Raw genomic sequence first — 6,036 nt, 5'->3', positions numbered from 1 at the left:
TGACCGGAGTCACGTTGACGAAGCTTGCGCTTCATTCATTGTTTGTATCCGAAGATACGTTTTTTGCCTCATCGTTCAGTTTTCAAAGTTCGTCGTGTCGTTTTCAGCGACTTTAATAAGATATCACGAAACAACTTATGCGTCAATCGTTTTTCCCTTATTGTTTTTCATCGCGTCTTCGGCATGCGCCTGTCGACATGTATTAATATACTATCTCGAGATAACAACGTCAACTATTTTTCTAAAAAAGAATGGGAATTATTTTTTCCTTCTATATATAGGTTTCCTAATCTTTTCTTTTTTCATTGTGAAAACCGGTCGATTAGACGACCGGTTCATACGTTACAAGTTCAACGCCTAATCCCTTTGTTCGCTGATAAGAAATCCGAACTAATCCTTTACGGATAAAGAAATCAATCAGACTACTTAAGTCGACTTTTAATTCTTCCAGACGTTGTTCCTCCATCAATTCATACATCGTCCAAGGACGATCACGTTCTCGCATGACCTCAAATAAATACTTACCACCTGACAACACTTTCGATTGTAACAAATGCTCTAAACCAATCAACGCAAGATGAATCCGTTGTTCTAGCGTCTCTTCACTTAATAATAATTGTTCGTACAACTTATAGACATCCGGATCATCCAACCGTGCCTGTTCCCAAACGATGACTTCCGGATGTACCCCTTTTTCCAAGACAGATAACCGGGCGAGATGATGCAGGGCATGGTGGACGTGTGTATATGCATCGTAATAACTTCCACGACTGAACAAGTTTCTTCCATCTTGAAAACGGCGTAACAATTTCGCGAATGATAACGACATCTGTAAACACCGTTCTGTTTCCGGGAAATTTAATAACTGCTTTTTCAAATTCGTCAAATAGTCATTTCGTTCAAAGATAATCGAACCTTCTGATATCCAATGCACGGCCCGTCGGTTTGCATTTAAAACCATCCAACGCGACAACACGTCTTCGTGTACGAGTTGTAATGAAACTCGTAATGTATCCAGACGATAATGTTTGACCGTCCATTCAATGGAGGGGTCTCGCGTGATCACTAAAAGTAAGACATCAAATTGATCGGTCAACGAGTCCCGCGGCTGTCTTTTTTCAACAGAAATGATTCCTTGTGTGTCCGGATAAGCGGCATATTCTGAATAGATCGTTCGTGTTGCTTGCTCCATTTCCTTCTCACCCTTCTCTACTCCATACTCGACCTGCTGATTTTTGATCGTTCGTCCGTTACCATTTTCGACAAAAAATCAATCGTTCCTGCTTCAGACTCGCTCCAACAATATGCTAGACTGGCTACAGGGGGAATTCATGTGAAAAAACAACGTAAAAACAAAATAAATCGTGCCCGTAACTTAGCGATGTTCTTAGTGTTTGGCGGAATGCTCGTCATGTACGGTGGTCTTTTGTTAAAACAATTTGAAATCATCATGGTCATTTTAATGCTCGTCGGATTCGTAATGGTCCTAGCGAGTACAGCTCTCTATTTCTTGATTGGTTTAACGTCGACGAAAGCAGCAGTCGTCACGTGTCCGAACTGCGGGAAAGAAACAAAAGTTCTCGGTCGGGTTGATTTATGTATGCATTGCGACGAACCATTGACGATGGATCGAAACCTCGAAGGAAAAGAATTTGATGAAAAATACAATAAACACAGTAAACGAGCTCCCCGCTAAAGGAAGCTCGTTTTTTAGTGCACGTTCGATTGGCAATCGGGACAAGTCCCGTAGACTTCGAGACGGTGACGATCTACTTTAAATCCTGTCAAGTGCGCAGCAACTGTCTCCACATCATCTAATACCGGATAATTAAAGTCGACGATTTTTCCACAACCTTCACAAATCATATGATAATGACGTGTCGTCACGAAATCAAAGCGACTCGAAGCATCTCCATAATTCATTTCTTCCACGATTCCTTTTTCTCGGAATACCCGTAAGTTATTATAAACTGTCGCCACACTCATATTTGGAAAACGATGTTCGAGCGCACGATAAATTTCATCTGCTGTCGGATGTGTATGTCCCGTCGTTAAATATTCCAAAATCGCATGACGTTGTGGTGTCATACGAACGCCTGATTCACGTAAAGAGCGTACTGCGTCATCTAGCATTTCGTTCGCCACGTCATCCCCTCATTTCTATCTTTCATTGATTATTAGATTGTAATCTTTATAATTAGTCTACCTACATTCTTTCTTTCCGTCAACGGCTCTGCTCCACGTTTGACGGACATGATACAATCGTATCGTGATATTTTTCACGTATCAATGATTGGAGGAATCCTCATGTCAACTCAAACAAGTCGCAAAACTTCTGAAGCGTTATATGAAGTGGCACAAAAATGTATCGTCGGTGGTGTGAACAGCCCATCCCGTTCTTATAAAGCAGTCGGAGGTGGCGCTCCGGTGTATATGGAACGTGGTGAAGGGGCTTACTTCTTCGATGTCGACGGCAATCGGTATATCGATTACTTAGCAGCTTATGGTCCGATCATCACCGGTCATGGTCACCCACATATCACGGAAGCAATCACAAACGCGTCACGAAACGGTTTATTATATGGAACACCCCATCGTTTAGAAATCGATTTCGCTCATAAGCTCCAGCAAGCAATTCCTTCACTCGAAAAAGTTCGATTCACGAATTCCGGAACGGAGGCCGTCATGACGACGATTCGTGTCGCTCGTGCCTACACCGGACGTGAACTGGTCGTCAAGTTCAGTGGCTGTTACCACGGTCATTCCGACTTGATGCTGATTGCAGCGGGAAGTGGACCGGCGACACTCGGTTCGCCTGACTCGGCGGGTGTGACGAAAGCAACAGCCAAAGAAGTCATCACGACACCGTTCAACGACATTGAGTCGTATCGTCAAATCATGTCAGAGTGGGGCGATCAAGTCGCATGTGTCCTCGTCGAACCGATCGTCGGCAATTTCGGAATCGTCGAACCACAACCCGGTTTCCTTCAGGCCATCAACGACATTACGCATGAACATGGTGCGCTCGTCATCTACGATGAAGTCATCACTGCGTTCCGTTTCATGTATGGAAGTGCACAGGAACTGTTAAACATCCGTCCTGATATGACGGCACTCGGAAAAATCATCGGGGGTGGCTTACCGATTGGAGCCTATGGGGGGCGTCAAGATATCATGGAACACGTCGCCCCACTTGGTCCCGCCTATCAAGCAGGAACGATGGCCGGAAATCCGGCTTCGATGGCAGCCGGAATCGCCTGCCTCGAATTACTCGAACAACCCGGAGTTTACGAAGAATTCGACCGACTGGGTGCAAAACTCGAACAAGGTATCCTCGAAGCAGCCAAAACGCATGCTGTGACGATTACGATCAACCGTCTCAAAGGAGCCTTGACGGTCTACTTCACGAATGAGACCGTCGTCGATTATTTAGGAGCTGAGCGTGCTGACAGTGAACTGTTTGGCCGCTTCTTTAAATTAATGCTCGAACAAGGCATCAATCTTGCCCCTTCGAAATATGAAGCGTGGTTCTTGACGACGGCTCATACGGAAGCGGATATCGATGAGACGATTGTTGCCGTGAATCGTGCCTTTTCTCAACTATAATCCAATACAAAAAGGCTATTCCGTTTTTTCGGAATAGCCTTTTTTTCATTCGACGAGCTCTAAGTTCTGAATCGCATACAGTTCGAAGTAAGCGCCACGTTTACGCATCAATTCTTCATGGCGTCCCATTTCCGTGATCTGTCCATTTTCGATGACGACGATTTTATCGGCATCGGTGATTGTCGAAAGACGGTGGGCCACGGTAAACGTCGTCCGTCCTTTGGCAAGACGTGCCAATGAATCTTGGATCATGGACTCGCTTTCTAGATCAAGCGCACTCGTTGCTTCGTCCAAAATCAAAATCGGTGGATTCTTGAGGAACACGCGAGCAATCGCGAGACGTTGTTTTTGTCCGCCCGATAACTTGACACCCCGTTCGCCGACCGGTGTTTTATAGCCATCTTGCAAACGTTCGATGAACTCATGGGCATTGGCGGCTTTGGCTGCAGCAATGACCTGTTCATCTGTCGCCTCCGGATTCCCCATCTTGATATTCATTTCAACCGATTCACTAAACAGAATCGATTCTTGCATGACCATCCCGATTTGGTCGCGCAGTCCTCGCAACTTCAAGTCACGGATGTCGACACCGTCAAGCGTGATTCGTCCGGATGAGACATCATAAAAACGGGGAATCAGACTGACGAGTGTCGATTTCCCGCCTCCCGACATTCCGACGAAGGCAATCCGTTCACCTGCTTGGACATCTAGCGTCAGCCGGTTGATCGCCAGTTCGCCCCCTTCTTCATACGAAAAGCTGATATCTTCAAATTGGACGTTTCCTTTGACAGCACCCGGATTTTTAGCTGTCGCTTTTTCTGTAATGTCATACGGTTCATCCAAAAACTCAAACATCCGGTCCATCGAGGCAATCGATTGCGTCAATGTCGTCGATGAGTTGACGAGTCGGCCGAGTGGTGCGTACAGACGATCAATATAGGCGATGAAGGCGACCATCGTCCCAAGGGACTCTTGACCATTCAAGACAAGGAAGGCAGCTGCTCCAAAAATCAAAATCGGTGCAAAGTCGGTAATCGTCGAAACGACGACGTACGTTCGGGCATTCCAGTTGGTTTGCCGTAAAGCGGCATTTAAAAAACCATCATTTTGTTTTTTGAACGCCCGGTTTTCATGTGGTTCGAGGGCAAAACTCCGAATGACGGCCATTCCGTTGACGCGTTCTGTCAAATGTCCTTGCAACTCGGCCAGTGCCGCGGAACGATCACGTGTCAGACTACGAAGGCGCCCATAAAAGAATTTAACGGCAAGTGCGTAAAAGGGTAACGGAATGATGGCAACGAGTGTCAGTTTGGGATCAATCGTCCACATGATGGCAATCGCAATCAAGATGGTGATCATATCGAGCCAGAGGTTCATCAAACCGGTCACGACAAAATCTTTTGTCTGTTCGACGTCATTGATGATCCGCGAGATGACTTCCCCCGTTTTGGAATTCGAATAAAATCGTAAGGATAATTTCTGGACATGATCAAACAATCGATTTCGGACATCAAATAGAATTTTCGATGCGGACCACTGAGCAAGGTATTGCCGAATGTATTCCAGTGGTGGTTTAACGACAAGGAAGACGAAGAATCCGGCTCCGATCAAATAGGCCAATTCTTTACTGCGTTCCGCCAATGGAACCGTCGTCGTTTCGTCCAAAAGATTATCGATGATGTATTTATAGAGCAGTGGCAACCCTAATGGAATCGAAAACTTGATGATCCCGACAAACACCGTTAAAAGGATTTGCTTTTTATAGGGTTTGACGAATTCCATGTACCGCCGAATCGAACCTCTTTCTTTTAAAGGTATCTGTTTTTTTCTACTTCTACTCATGTGTTTCCCTTCTTTCCACTAAAAAAAGACGATGGCGAACCATCATCTCCGATATCTTGTTTCGTATTCACGATACCACGTTTCAACGAATGCTGGATTAAACGGACCCTTGCGACTCCGAATCCATTGAATCAAAATCTGGACGTTGTCCTTGAGAATACGATCAATCGCTTTCGGATAATTCATGTCCCGGCGATGTTTCTCGTACTCATCCTCATCCAAAATCATGTAAGACATGTCTGGATAAACTTTGATGTCTAAATCATAATCAATGTACTTGACTGCTCGATCCTTTTCATCAAACGTCGAAGGTGACCCTAAGTTACAGTAATAGTAGATTCCATCTTCGCGAATCATACAAATTACGTTGAACCAAAGTTCTGTCGAAAAATAACAAATCGCGGGTTCTCGTGTCCGCCACTGACGACCATCCGATTCACTGACCATGATCCGGTCATTGAATCCAATCAATTCTTCTTCCGTCGATTTAAGCACGAGCGTTTCTTCCCAAACTCTGTGTAAGCTGCCGTTATGTTTGAAACTTTGAATCTCAATCTTGCTACTTTCTTTTGGGAATCGACTCATGTG

At 45.0% G+C, this 6,036-nt stretch carries 6 protein-coding genes; 2 read left to right on the top strand and 4 right to left on the bottom strand.

All coding sequences use genetic code 11. The features are described 5' to 3' along the window. Positions 1-322: 322 nt before the first annotated feature. On the bottom strand, positions 323-1,192 hold the full coding sequence (locus KNQ13_RS12045; protein ID WP_026830946.1) for a nucleotidyltransferase-like protein: 870 nt from the start codon (positions 1,190-1,192) through the stop codon (positions 323-325). A 141-nt stretch (positions 1,193-1,333) separates the two neighbouring features. On the opposite strand from KNQ13_RS12045, the gene KNQ13_RS12040 reads away from it, so the two are divergent. Next, a complete protein-coding gene (locus KNQ13_RS12040) occupies positions 1,334-1,696 on the top strand; it encodes a DUF2614 family zinc ribbon-containing protein (RefSeq protein WP_012369565.1) in 363 nt (120 codons plus the stop codon). Between the two features lie 14 nt (positions 1,697-1,710). Here the strand turns inward: KNQ13_RS12040 and perR are convergent, their stop codons facing one another. After that, positions 1,711-2,133: a peroxide-responsive transcriptional repressor PerR gene (perR, locus tag KNQ13_RS12035; protein ID WP_251027441.1), complete on the bottom strand. Its 423-nt coding sequence runs from the start codon at positions 2,131-2,133 to the stop codon at positions 1,711-1,713. A gap of 174 nt (positions 2,134-2,307) precedes the next feature. On the opposite strand from perR, the gene KNQ13_RS12030 reads away from it, so the two are divergent. Then, entirely contained in the window at positions 2,308-3,606 is a 1,299-nt protein-coding gene (locus KNQ13_RS12030) for a glutamate-1-semialdehyde 2,1-aminomutase (RefSeq protein ID WP_014969655.1), read from the top strand. A 45-nt stretch (positions 3,607-3,651) separates the two neighbouring features. On the opposite strand, the gene KNQ13_RS12025 is transcribed toward KNQ13_RS12030, so the two are convergent. Both KNQ13_RS12025 and ntdP read right to left on the bottom strand, forming a co-directional pair. Beyond that, entirely contained in the window at positions 3,652-5,448 is a 1,797-nt protein-coding gene (locus KNQ13_RS12025) for an ABC transporter ATP-binding protein (RefSeq protein WP_051590519.1), read from the bottom strand. 42 nt (positions 5,449-5,490) lie between these two features. Further along, on the bottom strand, positions 5,491-6,033 hold the full coding sequence (gene ntdP / locus KNQ13_RS12020; protein WP_014969653.1) for a nucleoside tri-diphosphate phosphatase: 543 nt from the start codon (positions 6,031-6,033) through the stop codon (positions 5,491-5,493). Positions 6,034-6,036: the final 3 nt, after the last annotated feature.

This window comes from Exiguobacterium sp. s128 (assembly GCF_018618815.1).
GTDB classification, from domain to species: domain Bacteria; phylum Bacillota; class Bacilli; order Exiguobacteriales; family Exiguobacteriaceae; genus Exiguobacterium_A; species Exiguobacterium_A antarcticum.
The sequence above is the reverse complement of the archived record's forward strand: the minus strand, read 5'-3'. Positions and strand labels throughout refer to the sequence as shown.